General features: G+C 45.9%; 17 protein-coding genes. 15 read left to right on the top strand and 2 right to left on the bottom strand.

Translation table 11 applies throughout. The features are described 5' to 3' along the window. Window positions 1-24 precede the first annotated feature (24 nt). The 14 genes from tssC to L3Q72_RS16870 all read left to right on the top strand — a co-directional run bounded on the left by tssC (window position 25) and on the right by L3Q72_RS16870 (window position 20,169). Window positions 25-1,500 carry a type VI secretion system contractile sheath large subunit gene (gene tssC / locus L3Q72_RS16935; RefSeq protein ID WP_275133339.1) on the top strand — a complete coding sequence of 492 codons (1,476 nt, stop codon included), beginning with the start codon at window positions 25-27 and terminating at the stop codon, window positions 1,498-1,500. Between the two features lie 2 nt (window positions 1,501-1,502). Beyond that, on the top strand, window positions 1,503-1,949 hold the full coding sequence (tssE, locus tag L3Q72_RS16930) for a type VI secretion system baseplate subunit TssE (protein ID WP_275133338.1): 447 nt from the start codon (window positions 1,503-1,505) through the stop codon (window positions 1,947-1,949). Beyond that, window positions 1,946-3,706: a type VI secretion system baseplate subunit TssF gene (tssF, locus tag L3Q72_RS16925; protein ID WP_275133337.1), complete on the top strand. Its 1,761-nt coding sequence runs from the start codon at window positions 1,946-1,948 to the stop codon at window positions 3,704-3,706. Before tssE ends, tssF begins: the two co-directional genes overlap by 4 nt. Further along, on the top strand, window positions 3,670-4,671 hold the full coding sequence (tssG, locus tag L3Q72_RS16920) for a type VI secretion system baseplate subunit TssG (protein ID WP_275133336.1): 1,002 nt from the start codon (window positions 3,670-3,672) through the stop codon (window positions 4,669-4,671). Before tssF ends, tssG begins: the two co-directional genes overlap by 37 nt. 1 nt (window position 4,672) lies before the next feature. Next, window positions 4,673-5,998 carry a type VI secretion system-associated FHA domain protein TagH gene (tagH, locus tag L3Q72_RS16915; protein WP_275133335.1) on the top strand — a complete coding sequence of 442 codons (1,326 nt, stop codon included), beginning with the start codon at window positions 4,673-4,675 and terminating at the stop codon, window positions 5,996-5,998. Beyond that, window positions 5,998-6,486 (top strand): type VI secretion system lipoprotein TssJ, encoded by a 489-nt coding sequence (gene tssJ / locus L3Q72_RS16910; RefSeq protein WP_275133334.1) that lies wholly within the window; start codon window positions 5,998-6,000, stop codon window positions 6,484-6,486. The genes tagH and tssJ overlap by 1 nt, the downstream gene beginning before the upstream one ends. Before the next feature lie 6 nt (window positions 6,487-6,492). Then, window positions 6,493-7,827: a type VI secretion system baseplate subunit TssK gene (gene tssK, locus L3Q72_RS16905; RefSeq protein ID WP_275133333.1), complete on the top strand. Its 1,335-nt coding sequence runs from the start codon at window positions 6,493-6,495 to the stop codon at window positions 7,825-7,827. Between the two features lie 2 nt (window positions 7,828-7,829). After that, the gene (icmH, locus tag L3Q72_RS16900; RefSeq protein WP_275133332.1) at window positions 7,830-8,609 is read left to right on the top strand and encodes a type IVB secretion system protein IcmH/DotU; all 780 of its coding nucleotides are present in this window, start codon (window positions 7,830-7,832) and stop codon (window positions 8,607-8,609) included. A gap of 24 nt (window positions 8,610-8,633) precedes the next feature. After that, on the top strand, window positions 8,634-11,243 hold the full coding sequence (gene tssH, locus L3Q72_RS16895) for a type VI secretion system ATPase TssH (protein ID WP_275133331.1): 2,610 nt from the start codon (window positions 8,634-8,636) through the stop codon (window positions 11,241-11,243). A gap of 2 nt (window positions 11,244-11,245) precedes the next feature. Beyond that, window positions 11,246-12,844, top strand: a complete 1,599-nt coding sequence (locus tag L3Q72_RS16890) for a sigma-54 dependent transcriptional regulator (protein WP_275133330.1) — start codon at window positions 11,246-11,248, stop codon at window positions 12,842-12,844. Then, window positions 12,841-13,479, top strand: a complete 639-nt coding sequence (gene vasI / locus L3Q72_RS16885) for a type VI secretion system-associated protein VasI (protein WP_275133329.1) — start codon at window positions 12,841-12,843, stop codon at window positions 13,477-13,479. The genes L3Q72_RS16890 and vasI overlap by 4 nt, the downstream gene beginning before the upstream one ends. Further along, window positions 13,473-14,915, top strand: coding sequence for a type VI secretion system protein TssA (tssA, locus tag L3Q72_RS16880; protein ID WP_275133748.1), 1,443 nt, complete (start codon window positions 13,473-13,475; stop codon window positions 14,913-14,915). The genes vasI and tssA overlap by 7 nt, the downstream gene beginning before the upstream one ends. Beyond that, window positions 14,905-18,447 carry a type VI secretion system membrane subunit TssM gene (gene tssM, locus L3Q72_RS16875; protein ID WP_275133328.1) on the top strand — a complete coding sequence of 1,181 codons (3,543 nt, stop codon included), beginning with the start codon at window positions 14,905-14,907 and terminating at the stop codon, window positions 18,445-18,447. Before tssA ends, tssM begins: the two co-directional genes overlap by 11 nt. Before the next feature lie 192 nt (window positions 18,448-18,639). Next, the gene (locus tag L3Q72_RS16870; protein ID WP_275133327.1) at window positions 18,640-20,169 is read left to right on the top strand and encodes an HD domain-containing phosphohydrolase; all 1,530 of its coding nucleotides are present in this window, start codon (window positions 18,640-18,642) and stop codon (window positions 20,167-20,169) included. A gap of 45 nt (window positions 20,170-20,214) precedes the next feature. On the opposite strand, the gene gcvP is transcribed toward L3Q72_RS16870, so the two are convergent. Further along, window positions 20,215-23,106: an aminomethyl-transferring glycine dehydrogenase gene (gene gcvP / locus L3Q72_RS16865; RefSeq protein WP_275133326.1), complete on the bottom strand. Its 2,892-nt coding sequence runs from the start codon at window positions 23,104-23,106 to the stop codon at window positions 20,215-20,217. Window positions 23,107-23,224: 118 nt separating this feature from the next. Further along, complete coding sequence (gene gcvH / locus L3Q72_RS16860) at window positions 23,225-23,605, bottom strand: glycine cleavage system protein GcvH (protein WP_275133325.1); 381 nt, start codon at window positions 23,603-23,605, stop codon at window positions 23,225-23,227. Between the two features lie 451 nt (window positions 23,606-24,056). On the opposite strand from gcvH, the gene L3Q72_RS16855 reads away from it, so the two are divergent. Next, entirely contained in the window at window positions 24,057-24,680 is a 624-nt protein-coding gene (locus tag L3Q72_RS16855) for an XRE family transcriptional regulator (RefSeq protein WP_275133324.1), read from the top strand. The last annotated feature ends 15 nt before the right edge of the window (window positions 24,681-24,695 follow it).

Below are 24,695 nucleotides of genomic sequence, written 5' to 3'. Positions count from 1 at the left end.
ATTTTAACAGTTAGGAATACAGGCATGTCTGAAAAAGAGTTGATCGCAGGAAACTCGCAGGTGGCTGAGATTAGTCTGCTTGACGAAATAATGGCACAAACGCGAATAACACAAAATGAAGAGAGCTATGATATAGCGAAAAAAGGCGTGGCGGCATTTATCAGCAATTTGATCGATACAAATAAAGCTCAGGATCCGGTAAATAAAGGACTGGTTGATCAGATGCTGCTTGAATTGGATAGAAAGATAAGTGCTCAAATGGATGAGATTCTTCATCATCCGGAGTTCCAGCAACTGGAATCTTCCTGGAGAGGCCTTAAGCTATTTATTGAAAGAACGGATTTCAGAGAAAACAACAAGGTCGATATTTTGCACGTGACCAAAGAAGAGCTTCTGGAGGACTTTGAGTTTGCCCCGGAAATTTCTTTATCCGGGCTATATAAGCACGTGTATTCAGCAGGTTATGGGCAATTTGGTGGTGAACCCACTGGCGCAATTATAGGAAACTACGCCTTTACTCCATCAACTCCGGATATAAAGTTGCTTCAGTATATGGCAGCCTTAGGCTCGATGTCTCACTCTCCATTTATTTCAAGTGTCGGACCTGAGTTTTTTGGTATTGAGTCTTTTGAAGAGCTTCCGAATATTAAAGATATCAAATCCATATTTGAAGGTCCCAAATACGCGAAATGGCGGGCTTTAAGAGAGTCCGAAGATGCCAGATACATTGGCCTGACAGCGCCACGATTCTTACTGCGTATGCCCTATGACCGGACAGAGAACCCAATTAAGTCATTCAACTATTCTGAAGAGGTAAGCCAGTCACATGAGCATTACCTCTGGGGGAACACCGCCTTTGCATTTGCCACCCGCCTTACAGACAGCTTTGCCAGGTACCGCTGGTGTCCGAATATTATTGGTCCGCAGAGCGGGGGAGCAGTAGAGGATCTTCCGGTTCATGTATTTGAATCGATGGGAGCCTTACAGAGCAAAATCCCGACAGAAGTTCTTGTTACAGACAGGAAGGAATTTGAATTATCCGAAGAAGGTTTTATTGCCCTTACAATGCGCAAGGGAAGTGATAATGCCGCTTTTTTCTCGGCTAACTCGATTCAAAAACCAAAGATATTTCCTGCTACGAAAGAGGGAAAGGAAGCCGAAACCAACTATAAGCTTGGTACCCAGTTACCTTACATGATGATAATCAACCGCCTGGCCCACTATATAAAAGTGCTGCAAAGAGAGCAGATTGGTGCCTGGAAAGAACGCCAGGATTTAGAACGCGAGTTGAATGGCTGGATCAGGCAATATGTTGCGGACCAGGAAAATCCGCCAGCAGATGTTCGCAGCAGAAGGCCTCTGAGATCCGCAAGAATTGAGGTTCATGATGTGGAAGGTAACCCTGGCTGGTATCAGGTAACGCTTTGTGTGCGCCCTCACTTTAAGTATATGGGAGCAAGCTTTGAGTTATCTCTGGTAGGCAGGTTAGATCAGGCATAGTAATGGCTTATATTGAACCAGAAGAGAGTGCCTTTGGTGTTGGTTTCCTGGAACGTCTGGAAAACAACACGGGTAAAGCCTCACTGAGAAACTCGCCAGAGCCTTTGCAGATACTTGAGTCTATTAAGCGCAATGTTTCCGCTATCTTAAACTCACGCACGGGTGAGGCTGAAAGTGTTCCCCAACTGGGATTGATTGATTTTAACGATGCAACCATGGAGTCGTCTGAATTATCGGTTGGGATTAAGCTCGCGATTCTTGAGTGCCTGAAAAAATATGAACCCAGACTAAAAGATGTATTGGTTTACGTAGAGCCTGACTATTTAACCCCTTTGTCTCTGGGTTTTCGTATAGAGGCAACATTAAATAGTGAAGCGATAGATAATAGGGTTCAGATAGATTTATTACTGGATCAAAACAGACATTACCGGGTTTTTAATATTGCATGAGCCAGAGTAAGTACTTCAGAGAAGAGCTGACTTTTCTCAAAGAGCAAGGGAAAGAGTTTACGGAAATATACCCTCAACTCGCTCGATTTCTTAATGGAAATACGACAGACCCTGATGTTGAACGCCTGCTTGAAGGGTTCGCTTTCTTAAGTGCAAAGCTTCGGGAAAAAGTTGATGATGAGTTTCCTGAGCTGACTCATTCCATTATTAATATGCTATGGCCAAATTATTTACGGCCAGTGCCCAGTATGAGTATTCTGGCTTTTTCACCGGAAAAAATGACCAGTGAATATCAAATCATTCAAAGAGGAACATCGGTTGAGAGTAAGCCTGTACTTGGAACTAAGTGTAAATTTAAAACCTGCAGAGATGTAGAAGTATATCCAATAGTTTTGAGCAAGGTTTATGCTGAGCACACAAGGGAGTCTAGTCGCATCAATATCAACCTTTCGATTAATTCTGGAGTGAGTTGTGAAAAAATAAAGATGGATAAAATGCGATTTTATCTTGGTGGTGATAAATACAGTGCTCAAATGCTATATCTATGGATGAATCAGCACTTAAAAAAGATAAGTATAGAGGTTAACGGAGAAGAAGCAGAGCTTCCGGATGGCGTCTGTTCGGTGGTGGGCTTTAGTGAAAGTGAATCATTGCTGCCATACCCTAAAAACGTATATGAAGGGTATCGTATATTTCAGGAGTTTCTCTATTTTCCGCAAGCTTTTTATTTTATTGATATTTCGGGGCTACAACACATCAATAAAATTGAGGATGAGTTCAGCTTAAAATTTCGGTTTACCAAAACATTGCCAACGGATATTCGTGTTTCCCGTGACAGTTTTCAGCTTTACTGCACACCTGTCGTCAATCTTTTTGAACATGATGCGGAACCGATAGACTTTAATGGCTGTAAATCAGAATATGCGATAGTGCCATCAAGCCGGTTTTCCAGTCATTATGAAATATTTTATGTAAATCAGGTGATTGGGTGGAAGCAGAAAAAGGATTCTGCGCACTCTGGCGGTTTAAGGAGAGTCTATCTGCCGTTTGAGAGCTTCCAGCATGAAGTTGAGCGGTCAAACAATAGGGTGTCTTTATATTACCGCTCCAGAGTTAAAGAGAGCATTCGGGGAGACGGCTATGACACTTTTTTATCTTTTGTCCGGGGAGATGAATCTGAGTCTGTTGGTGTAGATGAAGCCGTTTCTGTTTCTCTTACCTGCACAAACAGAATGTTACCTGCTGAGTTGGGCATTGGCGACATTTGTGAGTATACCGAGGATATACCTTCAGCAGTTAAGTTTCACAATATTCTGCAGCCAACTCAGTCTGTTAGGCCGGTTCTGGATGGAAGTCTATTATGGACTCTGATCTCTAATCTGTCCTTAAACTATTTATCCCTGCTGTCGAAAGATGCGCTCTGTAGTGTGCTCCGGGCATATGACTTTAAGGCTTGTGTTGACCGCCAGGCGGAAAAAGTGGCTCGTATGAGGCTGGATGCGATATCGGAAGTGGAATCCTACCCGGTGGATAAGATTATCCGGGGTATGACTGTCAGAGGGCTTCAGACAACAATACATTTAGACCAAAAGGGCTTTGCATCTGAAGGAGAGCTATATCTGTTCGGAACGGTGTTGAGCCGCTTTTTTGCTCTTTACGCAAGTATCAACTCTTTTCACGAACTTATTGTGGTAAACCAGACAAACAATGAGAAATACCGATGGGGAATTCAATCAGGAATACAGCCGCTTATGTAGACAGTGAAAAAACAACGCAGTTACCAGCTTGCGTAAAAAGTTACAACTTCTATCAGTTGGTTTGGTTGTTGCAAAAATTGAGCTCAATCAGCCCTGAAGAAGAGTGGGAAAGAGACAGCAGGCTCGTATTCAGTGCAAATCCAAGTCTTGGATTCTCAACTTCGGATGTGCATGGAATAAAGTGGGACAGCAATGAACGTATACTGCTTTATACCAATTTTATGGGTTTATCCGGTGCATGTTCGCCACTGCCTGGTTTTATCATCGAACAGTTGGTTAATGAGAACTCGCCAGGGACAAAGCAGCCATTTTTAGATTTTTTTAATAACAGACTACTTTCCCTTTTATACCGGATATGGAGAAAGTACCGATATTACATACGTTTTGAACAAGATGCCGGCGACCCGGTTTCAGAGCATATGTTTGCCATCGTCGGGTTAGGGAACGCCCGTTTAAGGGGAGAAACGCCAATTAACTGGTGCAAGATGCTGTCTTATGCGGGGACGCTGGCAGGAAGAAGTCGCTCGCCACAGTTTGTTGCCGGCATTATTGCTCACTGTTTTGACCTGACTGATGTGCAGATCTGGCAATGGGTTAAACGAAAAGTGACTATCCCACCGGAACAGTGTGTTGCCCTTGGGTGTCGAAATGCTCTGCTTGGGGAAAGCTTATTGCTGGGAGAGTCAATACGTGACTGTAGCGGAAAGTTCACTATCTGTATCAGCAAACTAAGCCGGGAAAGATTTGTCCAGTTTTTACCAACGGGCGACCTATATGAACCTTTGCGTAAATTAGTTGAGTTTATTCTTCGTGATCAATTGGCCTATGACCTGGAACTCGCTCTTGATGACACCAGTAGTTATCAGCTACAGCTGGCTAGCTCCGGTGGCTCCATGCTTGGCTGGACTTCTTTTCTGGGAAGAAGTCCGGGTGAGCAAAAAGTACTGATACAAGTGAGGCAATAAGATGACGAAAAATGATTCAGTCTTGCTGACAATGTATGTGATGAATGTACAGGAGCTGGGAGCAGGTTTGTGCGCACATTCACAATGGTCAGGTGAAAGAGGTGTTGTGGGCTCGCAACACACGGCATTTTGGCTGTTAAAAGACAAGGGTAACCAGATAAAGCCTGAACATTGTGAGCTGGTTTTGTGTGACGGAGAGTATTGCCTGAAGGATATCTCCGGCGAAACCTTTATCAATAGTTCTCATATGCCTTTAGGTATCGGGAATATGGTGAAGCTTTCCCACAAAGATGAATTGAAAATAGGGCCTTACATTATCAGGGTGCTATTGGGTCAGGACTATGAGCACGAAAGCCATCAAGGTTCATTGCTGAATCTGGTTGGAGACAAGGGCGCGGATTCCTTGCTGGCTGATGCGGAACATGGCGACCTTTGTGAGTGTGTGCATGTATCAACCACAGAACCGGCCAGGGATATCGATCCCCTTGCTGTTATAGAGCGGGACAGAGCCATCATGGCACAAGAGAGTTCTGATGTTTCTGAGAACCAGCTGCTTGCAGGGGAACAGAGCCGGTCTGAGCTGGAATATACGCCTCAGGCTGATAGTGGAGCAGAAATTTCATCATTTATGGACCTGTCCAAAATTCAACCCGGCTCGTCAAAGGAGTTATTAGTGAATAAAACAAAATTAGATCTTCTGGAACAAGAGATGGCAAGTGGCAGTGCGGGTTGCAATCATTTGCTGTCTGCTCCGATATTTGATGGCTTAGGGGTAAGGTTAGAGCAAGCCAACGACGTACAGGATATACAGCTACTTTCCAGTGAGCTGGGCCAGTCTCTGAAGGTCTGTATCTCGGGTCTTTTGGGGTTACACCAAGATTTTAGTTCCGGACGATTCGGGTCAATAAATAAAAACCTCCAGCCGATAGAAGATAACCCTTTGCGAATGGGCAAAAGTTATCAGGAGACAGTTCAGACCATGTTTGGCGCAGAAAAAAGTCAGGTGCACCTTTCTGCCCCCTCTGCTCTGGAAGAGAGCATTAAGAATATCAGTGAACACAACGAGGCGGTGCAGTACGCAATATCTGAGGCGTTAAGCTATCTGTTAACTCGGTTTTCGCCTGAAATATTACTGCGCCGCTTCAACCAGTATGAAAGAGAAAATAGAGGGCATGCGAACAGCAGCGAATCCTGGCCATGGCAAATGTACTGTAACTACTATCAGGAGCTGACTTCCAATCATCAGCAAGGTTTTGAAAAGCTCTTTTGGGAGATCTTTGAGCAGGCCTACGACAGAAAAATACGTGATAAACAACTGGAGCGTTAATGGTGATATTGCCTTCGCGTTTATCGTTACTACTTGTCTTTATCTCCATTCTGGCTGGCTGCAGTATCTTTGAGGAAGATGAGCCAAAGGATTGCCCGTCAAAGGTCACCTTTAGCCTTGTCAGCGACAGTAATATGAATCCGGACATTCTGGGCGAGTCTGCACCGGTTGAGATTCAGGTGTTCGAGCTAAAAGATGATTCCATGTTTATGTCGGCAAGTTATGACCAGATAAGCCAGGACTATAAAAAGGCTCTGCGCAGCAATTTTGTCGAGATTTATGACTATGTACTTATGCCGGATCAGTTCAAGTTTATCAGTGAATTTGAGGTGAGTGACGACACCAGTTATATCGGGGTAGTGGCTCATTTTGCTGACCCGGAAATCAGTGAATGGAAAAAAGCGGTAAAGGTGGTGAATAAGGGGCGGGTGTATCACTTGCTGATGCTGTTTAAGGGAAATGTTGTGAAATTAGATAGGGTGGAATAAGACAAGATGCACACACGCAACCGGGTGATCTGGAATGAGGGCTTGTTTATAAAGCCGCAGCACTTTCAGCAGCAGCAACGACATATCGATTACTGTATTGAACAGCAGATAAATGCGATTAGCCGTTATTCGTATGGCGTATCAGAGCTGTCTATAAACACCGAATATCTGCCGTTTGGAAAAATTGCCATCGAAAGGGTGTCGGGAATTATGCCCGACGGCACGGTTTTCAGGATACCGCTGGAAGATGAGATGCCGGATGCGCTGGAAATAGAAGACGCCTCTTTGTCTAATCAGCTCGTCTATCTGGCCATCCCTTTAAAATGCGAATCCATAATGGAAGTGGACTGGCCGGAGAAAAAAGGAAGTGGCCGTTACGTTAGTTATGAGCTGGAAGTCAGGGATATTCAGAGTCCGCAGGGAGATATGACTAACGTAAATGTTGCTCCGGTGCGTATGCAACTGAAGCTGGAGAAGGATGACAGAAGTGCTTTTGCGTCTATAGCAATAGCCCGGATAATGGAAAAGCGCCCTGATGGCAGTGTGGTGCTGGATGATGATTTTATACCCTGCCATCTGAATGTTGCCGCTATTGCTGTTTTGCACCGCTTTATCAATGAATTGTCAGGTCTTGTGCGTGAAAGAGCAAAAAACATCGCCAGACGGCTAGGTCAGCAAGGGCAGGGCAGTGTTGCTGAAGTATCGGATTTTATGCTGCTTCAGGTGTTAAACCGGGTTCAGCCACAGTTAGAGCATAAAAGCAGGCTGAAAAGTCTGCATCCGGAAAAGCTGTATGAGAGTCTTGTGTCTCTCTCAGGAGAGTTGGCCTCTTTTACCGATGAGAGCCGCCTGCCTTCTCATGTTGTGAACTATGATCACGATATGCCGGGAGAATCATTCTGGCCGCTTATATACGGGTTGCGCAGAAGCCTGAGCGTTGTCCTTGAGCCAAGAGCGGTTTCTATTCAGCTTGAGAAACGAAAATATGGTTTGATGGTGGCCCCTGTCAATGATTCCAGGCTGGTTCAGGACGGCGAGTTTATCATCGCGGTCAGGGCAAAAATGCCCCTGGAAGAGTTGCGCAAGCTTTTTGTTCAGCAAACCAAAGTCTCTTCTGTGGACCGGATTCGTGAGCTTGTCTCTCTTCAATTGCCGGGCGTCCCTTTAATCCCGTTACCTGTTGCTCCCCGGCATCTTCCTTATCATGCGGGATACACATACTACCAGTTGAATAAAGAGAGCTCTGAGTGGAGAAATATAGAAGCGTCCAGCGGATTCGCGCTGCATATTTCTGCCCGGTTTGAAGAGCTGGACATTCAGTTTTGGGCTATCAGGAGTTAAACATGGACTCAAATTATGAAAAGCAGAGTTCTGATGGGCTGTTTGCCAATAACGCCACCCCGGAGCAAAAAGACAAGGATCTGGAAAACTGGTTTCTGCTTCGTGGGGACAGTAAAAACAGGCTGATAGATGCAGCCCTGCCGCTTTTAGCCCTCTCTGTGCGGATTGGCACCCTGGGCAGGTGTGATGAGGTAAAAGCTCTGCAAAATCAGGTTGTCGAAGAAATAAAAACAATAGAGCTGGAGCTGACAAGCAAGGGATACGAGCAGTCCATCCTGATGGCTTACCGCTATATTCTGTGCGCTTTTCTTGATGAAGCGGTATTGAGTACTTGCTGGGGAAGTTCCAGTGTCTGGGCAGAGCAGTCACTTTTGTCTTACTTTCACAACGAAACCTGGGGTGGAGAAAAAGTCTTTCTGATCACTGAAAGAATTGAAGAGGAGCCTGTTCGTTACCGCTCTCTTCTGGAGTTTATTTATTACTGCCTGGTTCTGGGATTTGAGGGCAAGTACCGTGTTATCGAGGGAGGATGCCGCGAGAGAGAAGCGGTTATCTCTCATCTGCATCAGATGCTTTCAGATAACGATGCCTGCGGCGATTCTGACTTGTTCCGGTCTTCAGGGCATGCAGTGAAGACAAAATACCGGTTGGGCAGACAGATACCGGTCTGGTCTGTTTTCTTCGGGTTTACGCTTCTCTGGGCCGGCATATATTTTGGTTATTCGTATCTGCTCCATGCCAAATCCACAGACGTACTGAACCAATTAAGCCATATCCTCTAACAGAATGACGAGCAGGTGATTATAGTGATTCGTATTGAACTTCCTATGCTTATCTCTAAGCTAAATGAGCAGAGCAAGTTGGCTCTTGAAAGCGCAGCAACGCTTTGTGTGGAGTTGCAACACCCGGAGGTAACTCCTGTGCATTACCTCCGGACCCTGCTGGATAACCCCTTATGCGATGTGAGCGTCATTTTAAGGCAAGCGGATATGGCAACAGAGCCGGTTTTACAAGCAATAACCAATAGCTATACCGCTGAAAAACTCTCTGAGAGTTATCCGGCATTTTCCCCTCATCTGGTGGAGCTGCTTCAGGAAGCCTGGTTGCTGTCAACGACGGAACTTGTGCAGACCGAATTGCGCTCAGGTGCCATTTTTCTGGCTGCGCTCCTTCGCGAAGACAGGTACTTTACCAAAGAGCTTGCACATCTGTTTTCACAGCTTAACCGGGAGCATTTGCAGAAAAGCTTTGAACAAATGCTTCTGGGCTCCTCTGAATCAAAAAATAACGACCTGACACATTCGGCGCATGAATGTTCGTATTCAGTATCAGACAGTTCACTGAAAAAGTACTGCAGTAACGTCACCGAGGATGCAAGAAAAGGGGGCATTGATCCGGTTTTGTGCCGGGAAAAAGAGTTAAATCTGATGAGTGATATTCTGTGCCGGAGGAGAAAAAACAACCCTATCGTTGTTGGGGAAGCAGGCGTTGGCAAAAGTGCCATGATTGAAGGCCTGGCGCTTCGGATTATCAATAATCAGGTTCCGGATAAGTTAAAAGGGACAGAGGTGCTTTCTTTGGATCTGGGACTGCTTCAAGCTGGTGCATCGGTTAAAGGTGAGTTTGAGAAACGTCTGAAAAGTGTGGTTGAAGAGGTGAAGTGTGCAACAAAACCAACCATTCTGTTTATTGATGAGGCTCATACATTAATCGGTTCCGGTAATCAGGAAGGAGGAAGTGATGCCGCAAATCTGCTAAAACCCGCTTTAGCAAGGGGAGAAATAAGCGTAGTGGCAGCCACGACCTGGAAGGAATACAAAAAATACTTTGAGAAAGATCCTGCATTGTCCCGCCGTTTTCAGGTAGTAAAGCTGGAAGAGCCCGGTATTGAAGAAACAACCGATATATTGCGGGGATTAACCTCAGCCTACGAAACCTCTCACCAGGTTCTGATCACGGATGAGGCAGTAAAGGCGGCGGCAGAACTTTCCGCCCGTTATATCTCTGGGCGGCAGTTGCCGGACAAAGCGATCGATGTTCTTGATACCGCATGCGCGCGCATTTCCATTAACTTTTCAACGCCTCCGAATCAGCTCGCGTTGCTGGATACCGAGCAGCATAAGAGGCAACTGGAAATGACGATGCTGGAGCGTACCAGAAATCTTGGTACCGCGATTGATGAGGAATATTACTCCACTCTTAACACTCAGATGCAGCAGGCAGAAAAAGAACGGGAGGAAATTTACTGTGACTGGCAGTCACAGAAACAGGTGGCTGACTCTGTTATCAGGCTTCGTGGTGAACTGATTAAAATGATGCAAGACGAAGAGTACAGCGAAGAGAGCGCCAATGGCATCAGAGATCAGCTTCAACAACTTTATAGTGAAATGGAAGATATTCCGCCTCACCTGCGCTTAATTCACCCGGAAGTGGACGCAGGTCAGGTGGCAGAAGTTATAGCCGACTGGACTGGTGTGCCCATGGATCAGATGAACAGTGATGAACTGCTCAGAGTGACGAATATGACATCAATTCTAAGCCAGGAAGTGAAAGGTCAGAAGATGGCTCTGCAATGTATCCACCGTCATCTTTTGACCGCCAGGGCTGATCTGCGCAGAGCGGGCAGACCAAACGGATCCCTGCTTCTGGTTGGACCCAGTGGTGTCGGTAAAACCGAAACAGTTATCCAACTGGCGGGCCTAATCTATGGTGGCAGGCAGTTTCTTACTACCATAAACATGTCCGAATACCAGGAGAAGCACACGGTTTCGCGCCTGATAGGCTCGCCACCCGGCTATGTCGGCTATGGCGAGGGAGGTGTTCTGACCGAAGCGATACGAAAGACACCTTATTCCATTGTGCTTCTTGATGAGGTGGAAAAGGCGCATCCGGAAGTGCTGAATATATTTTATCAGGCTTTTGATAAAGGCGAGTTGGCTGACGGCGAAGGGCGGATAATTGACTGCAAAAATATTGTGTTTTTTATGACCTCTAATCTGGGAACACAAACTATCTTTGACAATCAGGAGTTCCCTGATGAGTTGCAGGACAGACTTTATCAGGAGCTGTCAGAATTCTTTAAGCCAGCATTATTGGCCCGCATGGAAGTGGTGCCCTACTTACCTCTGTCAAAAGAGGTTATGGCCGGCATAGTGGAAGCGAAACTGAAGAAGCTGAAAAGTTTACTGATTAAACGGTACGGCGCCAGAGTTGAGATCAGTGATGAACTGACCGGTGAGATCATCAGCCGTGCCAATCAATGCCAAAATGGTGCCCGTATGCTTGAGTCCATCATTGAAGGCCACCTGCTTCCCCCTATTTCACTTGCGATACTGGAAAAACTGGCGCACAAACAAGCTGTGAATGCGATCCGTATGTCGGTTGAAAATGGGCAGTTTATCGGGGAGGTGGAGTAGATATGACTGACTGGCTGGAATTCTCTACTGCGCTGATAACAAGCCGGACGCCTGAACAATTAGCTGATAAGTATATCGGGATCCTCAGCAGTGAGCTCAAACTGAGTAATGGGCTATTGCTGTTTCCGGATCAGGAAGGGCGACGGTTGATCACTCATAAGTTGCCCGGTTCATGGCTTGTGGGTGATTTTGACAGCCCGCTTGCCCATGTTCTCCAGTCTGGTGAGGTAAAGCTTCTTAAGGCAGAGGATTTGGTCTTCTGGCGCTCGGACAGACAACTGATGACGCTGGCGGAGAAGGTTGGCATTTTCGATATTCTGTGTCTGATACCGGTTTTCTCGGAACAGGAAAAAGTGGAGTCAATACTACTGATTTCGGGATCGTCAGATCTGATAGAAGAAGCACTGGCTAATACAACATTCCAAAAGTTACAGCTTCTTTTTTCCCGGCAGTGGGAGTTGTTAACTGAGATGGAGCAGAAAAGTCTTAGTCAGAAGCTGCTCCGGGAATCGCTTATGGATATTGAGAAAAAAGCAGACCAGGAAAAACAGGCGAATGAGTTATCACTGACACTTATCGGCAAAAGCACCGCTATGCAGGCTTTACGTGAGCAAATTGTTGTCGCGGCGGGGTTCAGTTTATCTGTAATGCTTCAGGGGCAGACCGGCACAGGTAAAGAGCTGGTGGCAAAAGCCATCCATAAACTGTCATCAAGATGCAGAGCGCCATTTATTACCATCAACTGCGCAGCGATTCCGGAAAATTTGCTGGAAAGTGAGCTGTTTGGGTATACAAAAGGGGCATTCTCTGGGGCAGATGAGAATAAACTGGGTCTGATTGCTCAGGCTGATAAGGGAATACTGTTTCTGGATGAGATTGGAGATATGCCGCTTTCTCTGCAAGCTAAGCTGCTGAGAGTGTTAGAGACCCGCACGTTCAGGCCACTAGGCGGAAATAAAGAGATACACTCTGATTTTTGTGTGATATCTGCTACTCACCTGAATCTGCCTGAGAAGGTCCATCAAAAGGCGTTCCGGCAGGATCTGTACTACAGGCTCTGCCAGTACCCCATAAACCTTCCATCTTTGTGTTGCAGAAAAGAGGATATTTACCCGCTTTGTGAATTCTTTATTGAAGCTTTTAACCAGCAACATTCAACCAGTATCTGCGGGATTGACTGTCAGGCCCTTGACTTACTGCAGCAATACCATTTTCCCGGAAATGTCAGGGAGTTAAAGCACCTTATTGAGTTTGCCTGCGTGCACACGTCAGACAGGCAAGCGGTCAGAGCAGAGCATCTTGAGGCCCGGATAGAAAGTTTTCAGAGGGAAAGTACAGCAGCAGAGAGAGAAGCATTGACGTTAATCCGGGAGAGGGAAAGCAGTGGGGAAGGGCGCGCTTATGCTGATACTTATTGCAGTGATGGTGAGAGTTTCAAAATTGGTGATCTGAAACTGGCGCTAAGTAACTACGAAGCACTCATTATAAAAGAGCGGCTGACCCATTATTCAGGCAGTCGGCGTAAAGCTGCGGAGAGTCTTGGTATTCCTATCCGGACACTGGCTTATAAGTGTCAGAAGCTAGGGATCAAATCAGCATGATCAATCGAGTACTTTTTTATCCGCTTTTATTTGTAACCTTTTTTTCTCCTGTTAATGCTCAAGATTTAATAAGACAGGGCAATGACTGTTCTCAAATTAGTTCGCGGCTTGAGAGGTTGCATTGTTTTGACAGCTTGTTTGGCTTTCAGACTGAACCGGAGGAACCGGTACTCCCGGCAAAATATCCCGACTCCTGGCACAGAGCAAGACAGATATTTTCCGCTAACACTGAAGACAGTTGGACTCTGTTTAGTAGCCCGGCTAATGATGATGCATGGCTGGTACTAAGACCTTTAAACAAGAAAACAAGTTTTAAATCAAAACAAAAGCCGTTGCTTATTATGAGCTGTATTAATCACTTAAGCCGCATTGAACTGGCTTTGCCTCACCGGGTGGATCATGTCAGGGCAAAAATTTCGCTGGCGGGCAGTCAGCATCAGCTCTGGCGCAGTGACGATCAGGGCGTTTTATTTTCATCTGCTCAGGGGATCCCGGCAATCAATATGATGAAACAGATGCTTAGAACACCGAAAGCGACGATTCGCTCAAATGCTGAGTTTGCTGACGGCTTACATTTTGATACCACAGACCTGAGCAATAAAATTCGGCTATTAAGAGAGCGGTGCCAATGGTAAAGGAGCGCGAAGACATTCTGTTACAAGACTACCCGGAGTATGTTGCCAAAGTAGTATCAGAGTTAACTCCGGCCGGTGAGCTATTAGGTAGTGACCCAGTTTTTGAACAGATTGAAAGCCAGATGATGAAGGTAGGCTCTCTGGCCCATTCTGGGGTTGACTGGGAAAACACCGAGCAGGATGTAATCTGGTTGCTGGGGAATAAATCCAAAGATGTCCGGCTACTAGCCTACCTGATGCAGTGTTTGCATAATTCGGCTTCACCTGAACGGATTATTATGTCGTTTGAGCTAATGACCATCTTTGTAAAAAATTATTGGGATAACAGCTATCCCGTATCCGGAAATAAAGGCTCTCCGGGTAAAGAAAAGTATTTCAATATGATGGTGAAACGCTTCTCCCTTCTGTTTGAAAAAATGGACTTTTCTCTGTTTACCGAAGCGGAGCAAAAAGAGCTCGGCGTGGTAACACAAGAGTGGCTGGATGCCATTGCTCAGCAAAAATTAAGCGCCGGAACCGCGCTGTCAGTGAAGAGCAAAATAGAGGCAGGGATTCAGTCCATAAGCGTAAAGGACGCAACTCCTCAAAGAAATGATTCCGGGAGTTCTGCCAAAAAAGGGCGTCATCTGTTAACTGCGCAGCCACAAGTTTCTAATGCTGTAGAGGCAAAAACACTGAAAAAGGCACTTTTGAGTGCGTCGGATCTGCTGGATGAGCAGTGCTTTTTATCGCCATTGCCCTTTCGGATAAGGCGCTACGCCTGTTGGGGCACCATTGTTTCGCCTCCTGAGCATGACACAGGGATGAATACGCTATTGCGGGGAATGCCGGCACCTAAAGTGAAAGAGTACCGGGATCTCACATGTCGGCCGGATCTGCAAATATGGAAAAAGATCGAACAGAGCCTGCTCAACGCGCCTTACTGGTTTGAAGGTCAGTTAATGAGCTTTAACCTGGCCCTGGCTCTTAACCAGGCAGAGCTTGGATTAGTGGTCGCGGAGGAAACCCGTCGCTTTTTACAACGTCTGCCAGAGCTGGGCCATCTTAAGTTTAAAGACGGCTCTCCATTTGTCCCGGATGCGGTTAAAACCTGGCTTTCGGAAACAGACCGGAGCAATCATCCCGCATCTGAAAATAATGACTGGCAGAAAACGAGAGAAGAGGTATTTAAGCTTGCTAAAGCTCAGGGTGTCTCAGAAGCCTTGTCTTATCTGGACTCTATGCTGGTGTCAGCAACAGAACCAAGAAATCATTTTTATTGTCGCCTTATCTCTACTGAGGTGATGCACCTTAGCAAATTCCGGGCGCTGGCCGGAGCCAGTTATCAGGATTTGTATAAGCAGATTTCAACAATGAGCGTTTCCGACTGGGAGCCTTCCTTGGTTGAACAATTGAAGCGGCAGGTAACTTCAGAGGAGGGAGCTCATGTTAAATAGAATGGTAAAAGTGGTGAAAAAGAACAAACAGAGTTTCACGCTTGCACTTAAGGTTCTGTTGGTACTTCTCTTTGTTGTGGTTAACCTGGTTGTCTGGTGGGTGGGGCCGTGGCTGGAGATCTTTGGTAATAAGCCTTTTTCATCTGTTTCTTCAAGAGTCCTGTTTACCTGTTTCTCTGCATTCATTGCAGTTGCTGTTTGGGGGATCAGGCAACGGAGAAAGCTGGTTCAGCTTGTGACAGCACAAGAAAAAGCCAGGGAGTTAAGAGATGATCCTGTTAAACGGAGTATTGACAGACAAGACAGAGAACTCGAAACACTCAGAAGCAAGCTCAGACAGCAGGTTAACAAACACAACTACCTGTATGCACTGCCCTGGTATCTGGTTATCGGTCTGAATGGTGATGGCAAATCCAGCCTGATAAGACGATCGGGTCAGAAATTTCTCGATTCGGCTGAGAGTGCCGTGAAGAGTGAAAACAGGGGCAAAGAGGGTTCGGTAAACTGGTGGTTCAGTAATCATGCGGTTCTTATTGAACCAGGTGGTCAGTTAGTTGAGCAGGGAGCACTTAATCAGACGGATGGTCAGGGTGAGATCAGGCTGTGGCAAAATTTATTAGCCTGGTTAGAAAACACCAGAAGCAGAAGGCCTCTTAACGGACTGATCATCGCCGTGGATATTGCCAGACTGGCAGAGGCTAACTCTTCAGAACGTCGTATCTATGCAAGCCTTTTGAGGGCAAGGATGCGGGAGATGATGGAATCGCTGTCAACACGTCTTCCGGTCTACATTACATTGACTAAACTCGACTTGCTGTATGGATTTGAGCCGTTTTTCAGGCAGTGTTCAGCTAAGCAGCGAGATGATATTTTCGGCTTTACCTTTTCCTTGGATTCGGCAGATGCCCCCGAAAAATGGTTAGCAGAATTTGATGCCGATTATGCACGATTTGTAGCGACGCTAAATAAGGTGTTACCACAAAAAGTCTCTGAGCCGCTCTCTTCTGAAGAGCGAAAAGGTATCTACAGCTTTGTCAGGCAGATTGCAGGTATAAGATCGATCCTTGCGGACTTTCTTTGTGATCTCTTTACCTGTGATCAATTTTCTACCACAGCTCTGGTCAGAGGCGTCTATTTCACATCTGTGTATCAGCAGGGTGTCCCAAACAATACGTTTGATGACGTAACATCAAAGCGATATGGGCTGCCCTATGTGGTGAACCGGGCTCAGAATGCGAAACATTCTATGGTGTATTTTGTTGAAAACCTGTTTGGTCAGATTATTTTCTGTGAAGCTGGCATAGCCGGAGACAATTTTCGCCTGGTAAAGCAAAAGCGTCGGCTTATCGCTGTTTCAGTGGCTGTTTGCCTCACCGTTACTTTCTTACTGACAGCAAGCTGGCATCGCTATTACAAGAGCAATATTCTCAGCTCAGATGCGGTGCTGACCAAGGTTAATCACTATAAGGAACAGTTTCCTGACCAGATTGCGGTTGCTTCTATTTGCGATATCTTAGAGCCGCTCAATAAAATACGTGAAGCGACATTAGAGTTCGGCTTTTTTCGTGATAAATCCCAATACATTTCCGATCTTGGCTTGTACCAGGGGCATGTCATCGGTCCCAAAGTTGAAGATACCTACCTTAATCTTCTTGAGATGCGTTTTTTACCCCTGTTAATGGCTGACCTTATTGTTGAAATGCAGCAGACAACAAACAGCGAAGATAAGCTTGGGGTACTGCGTGTTTACAGGATGTTGGTGGATAAAAGTGGAAGGTACAGCAGTTATGTGCTTGATTACTTTTCTAAATACTGGCAGTCCGGCTATTCTGGTAAGAAGTCGATTCAGGAACAGCTTATGGGACACCTTGACTATGCGATGCAGCATACCGACTTAGCTTATGACCGTAACCGTGGGGATGAAGCGTTAGAAAAGATCATGCAACCCTATGATGAGGTGATAGCTAAAGCTCAGTCAGAATTAGGCGCAATGCCGAATGATCAAAGGGTATACAGAAGCCTGAAACTGACGGCGGAAACCGTGTTAGGCCCTGATATTAATCTGAGAAATTTAATTGGTCCTGTCTTTGATGTGGTTTTTGAAGAGCGGGTGCTTGCCAGTGATAAGCTTTTAATCCCCCGAATGATGACAAGAGAAGGTTTTGACGACTATTTTCTACCTCAGTCCGAGTCGATATCAAAACTGGCATTAATTGATGCCTGGGTACTTGGTCAAAGTAAATCGCCTTCATTTAGTGAAGCAGATAAGCAGGTGCTTAAAGCACAGATAAGAGATTTGTACGTCGCCGATTATACGGCAACCTGGCGTGCGGCTTTAAATGATATTGATATCCGGTATTTCAGTGATATTAACGACGCAGTGACTGTTTTGGATAACCTGACCGGAAGTATGGAGCCGTTGCAGCGAGTACTCCGTTCCTTAAGGTCACACACGAAACTCTATGGGGCATTACCGGACAGTGAAAGTGCTAAAGCGGAGCTGAAGAAAAGTGCCAAATACGCAGTTAGTTTAAAAATAGAAGAGCCGTTTTTACAACTGACCAGCCTGCTTAGCCCGGTGAACGGAAAACCGGCCTACTTCAATGAGGTTCTGACTCTGGTTGAAGTGCTGAAAAGTTATATGAACACAATCAAAAATGCACCCGACGCAGGCATGGCCGCTTTAAAAGCGACTAAGGACAGGGTTCAGATGATGAACTCGGATCCTATATATACATTGCACCGGGTGGCATCAGGTCTGCCGGCACCGCTGGATGGCATGTTGACAAAACTTGCAGATGAGAGTTGGTATGTCGTAAAGCAAGAGGCGATCAAGCATCTTGAATTGCGCTGGCAGGAGGATGTTTATACATATTATCAGCAGAGGCTGGCAGGAAAGTATCCCTTCGCTTCTGCATCAAAAAAAGACGTTTCGCTTAAGGACTTTGAGTTGTTTTTTGCACCGGATGGTGTTCTGGGAAGTTTCCATAAAAATCAGCTGAACATCTTTTTGCAGGAAAATGTGGGTGTTAGCCAGGATGAAACCGGGAAGTCGCTTATCAGAAAAGATATCGTCGAGCTTATTGAAGGGGCGGAAAAAATCCGCGAGGCATTTTTTAATCGCAAGGGTATTTTAGACTTAAGTTTCTTTGTTGAACCGTTGCAACTGAGCAACAATAAACGCCGAAGTGTATTAAATGTCGACGGTCAGATACTGGTCTATAGCCATGGGCAAAAATATGGAGCGGACTTTATCTGGCCAAACACGCTGCGAGATTCGGCTAAGTCTAAAATTACTCTGGTTCCGGCCGGATATAATCAGTCTCCGCGGAGTATGAGTGTGGCCGGGCCATGGGCGCTATTCAGATTGTTAGAAAAAGGAAACGTCATATCAATCAGCCCGGTATCCGTTGACTATAAGTTTGTGTTTGAAGGTGGCAATATGGTTTACCGTATCAGCTCGGAGGAAGAAACAAATCCGTTTACCAATGAGTTGTTTAAATCATTTAAAGTGTCAGAGACGCTTTACTGACATGCATGAAAATCGTGTTGCTAACCAGTAAGTTATCGCTTTCTTTAGCATTACTTCTGCTACTATTAATATAGACAGTATTATTATGGCTTAACGATACAGGCCGCAGTTGTTTTTCTTTTACTGCTATTCTTTATGGTGATCGTAAGTCAAATGTTCAAAACCTTCTTCATGTGTTTTTATGAGGTATAAATGGACTTTTTAGCCAGTGATAATGCGAGCGATACTCATGAGCGAGGAATAACAGGGCCTCCCTGGGTAGTACTTCTGGTAGATGATGATAAAGAAGTGCATCAGATAACCAGGCTGGCGCTGGCACAGTTTGTGTTTAAAGGGCGTAAGCTCGAGCTGATTTCAGCATACACCGGGATAGAGGCAAAAAGCATACTGGAAAGTCGTGACGATATTGCGATGGCACTTATCGATGTGGTGATGGAAAGCGACCACGCTGGTCTGGACCTGGTCAGGTGTATCCGGAACGAACTGAATAACCAAATGACCAGACTGGTCTTACGTACCGGTCAGGCAGGCGTTGCACCGGAAGATACCGTTATTCGTGAGTACGAGATAGATGACTATAAGGAGAAAACGGAATTAACCACACAAAAGCTCAGAACATTGCTGTATTCAATGTTACGCGCTTATTCAGAACTCTGTGCCATCAGCGAGCAGAGAAAAAAGCTTGGGAAAATTATTGAGGCATCTGCTGTAGTTCAGAGTACCACTTCGCTCAAAGAGTACGCGACAACAGTCCTTCACCAGTTCTCTTCCTTGTTTGAGATTGATATTTCGGCACTTTATGCTCTTGTGCCGTACAGGCATGGAATGGATGAAACGAGAGCGATTTCTTTAATTGCAACCAAGAGCACAGTTGATATTACCCCGTACTCTTCACTGTTTTTTTTGCCAGAGAAGGTAGCGAAGCGGTGCCAGGAAGTTCTGGAAAACAAAAAAGTTGAGCAATATGCTGACGCCTGTATTTTTTACAATCCGAACGAAAGTAAGTTATCCAGCCTGCTTTATATTGACATGGATGGGACGATATCTGATTTAGACCGGCGACTGCTGGATATCTATATCCACAATATTGCGCTTACCTTTGAAAATCTGAATCTGATGCGCGATCTTCAGGAAACCTCAAAGGAGCTGGTATATAACCTGGCTAACGCTGTTGAAGTCAGAAGTAAAGAAACAGGCGCTCATGTTCAGCGGGTTGCCGGATATATTGAAATCATTACCAGACACTACGGAGTAGAAGAACAGGAAGCACTGCTAATCCAGAACGCTTCGCCATTGCATGATATTGGCAAGGTGGCTATTCCTGACAAAATACTGCATAAGCCCGGCAAATTAGACGCTGGCGAATGGAGCGAGATGCAAAAGCATGTAGATTATGGTGTGGAAATATTAAGCAAGTCTAAGCGGCATCTGCTCAAAATTGCCGCAGAAATAGCAGGTACTCATCATGAGAAGTGGGAAGGGAGCGGATACCCGAACCATTTAAGGGGAAAAGAGATCCCCTTATCTGGCAGGATAGCGGCACTTGCTGATGTGTTCGATGCTTTGAGCTCCAGGCGAAGCTATAAAGAGCCATGGAGCGACGACGCAATAAAGGCAGAACTATTAGCTCAGAAAGGCAAACACTTTGATCCCGAGCTTGTTGATATTGCACTGGAACATTGGGAAGAGTTCCTTTCTGTTCGTGAAAGTTACCCGGATTAGTTATACCAATCCAAGCAACTATCTGTTCCTGTTTCAATTTTGAGCCTAACAAGTTCTACAAAAATTCTCCGGAAAATCGTCCTCGCTGTCAGGGATCGGGTTATAAGTTTTTAGGTTACGATCACCATACACATTATCAACACGGTTTACCGCCGGCCAGTATTTGGCTGCTTTTGTATGTGCGCTCGGGAAGCAGGCCAGATCTCTGGAGTAGGGTCTGTTCCACTCTTGTGCGGCCAGATCTTCCTGAGTATGTGGCGCATTAACTAGCGGGTTGTTTTCCAGAGGCCATTCGCCGTTTTTCACCTTATCCATTTCCTGACGGATAGCGATCATTGCATCACAGAAACGGTCCAGTTCTTTCAGATCTTCGGACTCTGTTGGTTCGACCATCAGGGTGCCTGCCACAGGGAAAGACATGGTTGGAGCGTGGAATCCGTAATCCATCAGGCGTTTTGCGATGTCTTCCTCGCTGATGCCGGTTTCTTCTTTTAACGGACGGATATCGATAATGCACTCGTGAGCAACGCGGCCGTTTTTACCCCGGTACAAAACAGGGTAGTGCGGTAGCAGGCGCTCCATTACGTAGTTCGCATTCAGAATGGCTACCTTGGTTGCTTCTGTCAGGCCTTGCTCTCCCATCATTGCAATATAGGCCCAGGAGATTGGCAGGATGGAAGCGCTGCCTAAATCTGCAGCCGAAACTGCGTAATCGTCGCCTTCCACACCGTTTTCAATATGCCCTGGCAGGAATGGAGCAAGGTGAGATTTAACACCGATTGGCCCCATGCCCGGACCGCCGCCACCATGTGGAATGCAGAAGGTTTTGTGCAGGTTCAGGTGAGAAACGTCAGAGCCGATAAATCCAGGTGTAGTAAGGCCCACCTGCGCATTCATATTTGCGCCATCAAGATAAACCTGACCACCGGCGGCATGAACCATATCACACACTTCTTTCACGTGTTCTTCATAAACGCCGTGAGTTGAAGGGTAGGTGATCATAATGCTGGAAAGGTTCTCTTTGTGTTTTTCAATCTTGTCCGAGAGATCCTGAATATCGATATTGCCTTCGCTGTCACACTTAACCACCACAACTTTCATAGAAAGCATTGAGGCCGTTGCCGGGTTTGTACCGTGCGCAGAGCTTGGGATCAGGCAAACATTGCGGTGTCCTTCGCCACGGCTTTTGTGGTAACGCTGAATGGCGATAAGGCCAGTGTATTCGCCGGAAGCACCTGAGTTAGGCTGGAGTGAGAAGGCGTCATATCCGGTAATTTCACAAAGCATGGTTTTAAGTGACTCAGCAAGAGCGGTATAACCTGAAGCTTGCTCCTTAGGCACGAATGGATGCAGGGCTCCGAACTCAGGCCAGGATACCGGGATCATTTCTGCCGCCGCATTCAGTTTCATGGTGCAGCTGCCCAGCGGGATCATCCCGTGAGTCAATGAGAAATCTTTGTTTTCAAGCAGCTTCAGGTAGCGCATCATTTTAGTTTCACTGCGGTAGCTGCTGAAAACAGGATGCGTCAGATATTCACTGCTTCTTCTGCACTGCTCTGGAATGGCTGCAAATTCATCTTTAGCGATATTTTCAGAAAGTGATTCTGGATTTTCATCTATTCCAAAAACAGCAAACAGAGCTTCTACATCTTGCAGTGACGTGGTTTCGTCAAAGCTGATCCCCAGCTTCCCGTCCAGTTTGCGAAGGTTGATGTCTGCTTTTTGCGCTTTCTGGTATAACGCTTCGGTCTCAGAATCTGTATCTATCGTGATAGTATCGAAGTAGCTGGTGTTGGTTAACTTATAACCGCATGCTGTAAGTCCGGCAGCTAAAATCGCTGTCATATGGTGTGTGCGGCGTGCGATGGTTTTCAGTCCTTCTGCACCGTGATAGATGGCATAAAAGGCGGCCATATTAGCCAGTAGTGCCTGAGCGGTACAGATATTGGAAGTCGCTTTTTCGCGGCGGATATGCTGCTCACGGGTTTGCATTGCCATGCGCAGAGCCTGGCTGCCTTTAGAGTCGACGGAAACACCGATCACGCGGCCAGGCATGGTTCTCTTGTGCTTATCACGGGTTGCCATAAATGCGGCATGAGGACCGCCGTAACCCATAGGGACGCCAAATCGCTGAGCACTGCCGATGACCACATCTGCGCCCATTTCACCGGCAGGTTTTAACAGTGTGGAAGCCAGAAGATCGGTAGCGACTGTAACCAGAGTTTTATTGGCCTGAGCTGCTGAAATGATATCGGTTAAATCCCGGACTTCGCCGGTGGTTGAAGGGTACTGAAGCAGGGCGCCAAACACATCCTGCTCTGCAAGGGAATCTAGCTTGCCAACCATTACTTCAAAGCCGATAAACTCAGCGCGGGTTTTCACTACTTCAATGGTTTGCGGGTGCACATCGTCTGCGACAAAAAAGACTTTACTCTTACTCTTTCCTGCTCGTTTACAAAGCGTCATCGCTTCAGCGGCTGCTGTTGCCTCATCCAAAAGTGATGCGTTCGCAATCTCCATTCCGGTTAAATCCATCACCATCTGCTGGAAGTTTAGCAGTGCTTCAAGACGGCCCTGAGAGATTTCTGGCTGATAAGGCGTATAGGCAGTATACCAGCCGGGATTTTCCAGAACGTTACGAAGAATAACGTTAGGTAAGCAGGTGTCGTAATAACCCTGGCCAATAAATGTTCGCTTTATCTGATTTTTACCGGCAATGGATTTTAGCTTAGCCAGCATATCGCTTTCACTGAGCGGTGCTTCCAGTGAAAGTGGCGATGGCAGACGAATTGAGGCAGGCACTGTCTCGTTTATAAGCTGCTCAAGGCTTTCTGCATTGATGATATCGAGCATTATTTTCTGCTCTGCAGGAGCGGGACCATTATGGCGGCTAACAAATTCTTTGTTGGAACTAAGTTGGGTGAGTAGGTTTGTCATGTTTTCTTACCTGTAGGAGTACCTGACCTCTAAATCTTGTTCGAGGCTACAGCTTTATTACCTGAGATGGAGTGAAACGGGAAGTATTCCCCTCCCCAAAAGGGAGGGGGAAGGTGCGTTACTCTTCTTCGATGGATTCCTGGTACTCTTCAGCACCCTTAAGATCACTTAGCTCTTCCGGATCTGAAAGTTTTACCCGGACAATCCAGCCGTTTTCGTACGGTTCATCGTTAATCAGTTCCGGGCTGTCTTCCAGCTCTTCATTTATCTCAACGATTTCGCCTGTAACCGGAGCATAGATATCTGATGCCGCTTTTACTGACTCAACAAGCGAAAAGCTTTCACCTGCTTCAATTTCGTCTTCAACTTCAGGAAGGTCAACAAATACAACATCACCAAGCATTTTCTGAGCATGGTCCGATATGCCGATAGTTACCGTGCCATCACCATTATCTTTTACCCACTCATGGCTTTCAGCAAACTTCAGGGTCATATCCATATTTCAAATCTCCGATTCAGATTCCGGCAGCGTACTGCCTGAAAAAACAATTACAACAAATCTACATTTCACCGCTTCTGAGCATAGCTCTGTTTTATGGAAAATGTATGTCAAAACATATAAGTAAAGGAGTCAGATGTGATCCAACTCTTGCTTGTCTCTGTTAGCTCCCGACGAAACTCTTATCAGTTAAAGTGATTATTTTGATGTTTAGTCGTTCTTCTGTATTTGGTTAACATACCGTCAGTTGAGCTTACGATCAAATAAAAAATTTCCTATAGGAAATATTTATCTAGAAATGCCCTGTTGTGAGGCATTTGCCCGGTATTTTGCATCTAATTAGTGCAAGGTTTCCTGAATGGAATGAACGGATTCATTTAATGCTTATCTTGGGCTGTTCATAAATATATGTAACAATGCCTGTGAAATAATTAATGGAATACTTAGCGTTATGTCTGATGAAATTATGGATGAATACCCGTCCCTGACTCTTGCCAAAGAGAAGAAAGAGGAAAATATTGAGCCTCTTAAGCTTGGACAAAAAATCAAAGATATCCGCCTGAAACTTGGGATTACCCTTGAAGAGGCCAGTCAGAGAACAGGCCTTGCCCGCTCTACACTTTCTAAGATTGAAAACGAGCAGATTTCGCCGACCTTTCAGGCGATGCAGAAACTGGCTTGTGGGCTTCAGATTGATATGCCTCAGCTTTTTGAACCGCCTAAATCCCAGGTGGCGACTGGCAGAAGAGATATCACGCCCAAGGGACAGGGCAAGCCTCACCCAACGGCAACTTATGAGCATGAACTGTTAGCAACTCAGCTTTCTAAAAAGAAAATGATGCCCTTTAAAACCCGTGTTCATGCAAGAAAGTTTGAGGACTACAGCGACTGGGTAAAACATGATGGTGAAGAGTTTCTTTTAGTGCTGGAAGGCGAAGTTACCTTATTCACTGAATTCTATGAGCCAATTAACCTCTCAGAAGGGGACAGTGTGTACTACGATGCCAGTATGGGGCATATGCTGGCTTCGGTCAGTGAAGAGGATGCATTGATTCTTTGGGTTACCGCTCAATAAACAGGCTTGTCATCA

This window comes from Vibrio sp. JC009 (genome assembly GCF_029016485.1).
Lineage (GTDB): Bacteria > Pseudomonadota > Gammaproteobacteria > Enterobacterales > Vibrionaceae > Vibrio.
Note: the sequence above shows the minus strand (reverse complement) of the source record. Positions and strands in the feature narration are given on the sequence as shown.